Source organism: Acidovorax sp. (assembly GCF_046341535.1).
In the GTDB taxonomy this organism is placed as follows: Bacteria; Pseudomonadota; Gammaproteobacteria; order Burkholderiales; family Burkholderiaceae_C; genus Acidovorax.
This window is the reverse complement of record NZ_JBKDRI010000164.1, coordinates 1-1377: the sequence shown is the minus strand read 5'-3', so window position 1 is coordinate 1377 and position 1377 is coordinate 1. Positions and strand designations below refer to the sequence as shown.

Genomic DNA, 1377 nt, shown 5'->3' with positions numbered 1-1377 from the left:
ACGCTTTACCAGCGCCGACGTGGTGCGCCACCCGCTGGTGGCCCGCATCGTGGATGCGTACGACGCGCCGCGCCGTGCGGCGGCAGCCCGTGCGCGTGACTGAGCCCCGGGGAATATGCTCCTGAATTCATAGCTACTTGCACTTACCCAGCAAGCGCAACAGGCAAAAAATATTCAAAATGCCCCTGAACCAACTCTCCCTGTCGCTGCAATTTGGCCCGTTGGAGGGCGCGGCAGCGCACCGCGCCGCGCTGCCACGCCACAAGGTCATGCGCTGGATTCGCCACGCGCTGGCCACCGATGCCGAGATCACCGTGCGCATCGTGGGCGAGCAAGAGGGCCGGCAGCTCAACCGCGACTACCGCCACAAAGACTACGCCACCAACGTGCTGACCTTCGACTACACGGCCGAGCCGGTGGTCACTGCCGACCTGGTGCTGTGCGCCCCGGTGATCGAGCGCGAGGCCCGCGAGCAACACAAGACCCTGCAAGCGCACTACGCCCACATGCTGGTGCACGGCACCCTGCACGCCCAGGGCTGGGACCACGAAACCAGCACCGCCGACGCCGAGGCGATGGAAGCGTACGAGACCGACATCCTGCGCGAGCTGGGCTTTGACGACCCCTACGCGGCCTGAGCAGGTGCGGCCGCCTCGAGGTGGCCGCTGCCGCAAAGCAGTCGCACCTTTTTCAGTCGCAATCAAAACTGGCAAAGCATCCACCTGCACCTAAGATCGGCGCAATGCCGCCTGCATGAGGCCGCAGCCCAGGAGATGATTTGGATACCCCCCTGCTGCTTGCCGCCGCCTTCGTCGCGGGTGCCCTCAATGCCGTTGCCGGAGGGGGCAGCTTTCTGACCCTGCCTGCCCTGGTTTTCACCGGCGTGCCGCCGGTGGTGGCCAATGCCACGGGCACCGTGGCGCTGCTGCCGGGCTACATGGCGGGCGCGTGGGGCTTTCGGGAAGACATGCAGCCGCCGCCGGGGTTGTCCATGCGGCTGCTGGTGGCGCTGTCACTCGTCGGCGGCTCGGCGGGGGCTGCGCTGCTGCTGGTCACGCCCGACACCACGTTTCGCCGCGTCGTGCCCTGGCTGCTGTTGGCCGCCACCGCGCTGTTTGCGTTCGGGCCGCAGTTGCGCCACATGCTGGCGGGCGGAAAGCCCTCCACCGCCAAGGCCACCGTGGGGGTACTGGCCGTGGCGGCCTATGGCGGCTACTTCAATGGCGGGCTGGGCATTCTGCTGCTGGCACTGTTTGGCCTGCTGGGGCAGACGCAGCTCAATGCCATGAATGGCATGAAAAACCTGGTCTCGGCCCTGCTTACCGCCATTGCCGTGGCCATCTACGCAGCGGGCGGCATCGTGCTGTGGCCGCAGGC

2 protein-coding genes and 1 pseudogene are annotated in these 1377 nt (G+C 67.0%); all 3 read left to right on the top strand.

All coding sequences use genetic code 11. The annotated features are described in order from the left end of the window. A pseudogene (locus ACK543_RS12370) lies at window positions 1–103 on the top strand (PhoH family protein); the annotation flags it as partial. 76 nt (window positions 104–179) lie between these two features. Continuing rightward, window positions 180–638 (top strand): rRNA maturation RNase YbeY, encoded by a 459-nt coding sequence (gene ybeY / locus ACK543_RS12365; protein ID WP_409943149.1) that lies wholly within the window; start codon window positions 180–182, stop codon window positions 636–638. Between the two features lie 140 nt (window positions 639–778). Next, window positions 779–1377: sulfite exporter TauE/SafE family protein (locus ACK543_RS12360; RefSeq protein ID WP_409943148.1), on the top strand; the 599-nt coding region annotated here is incomplete at its 3' end.

Bases quoted from the DNA above. Each gene is read 5' to 3' on its own strand.
- ybeY (WP_409943149.1), top strand. From the start codon at position 180: ATGCCCCTGAACCAACTCTCCCTGTCGCTGCAATTTGGCCCGTTGGAG.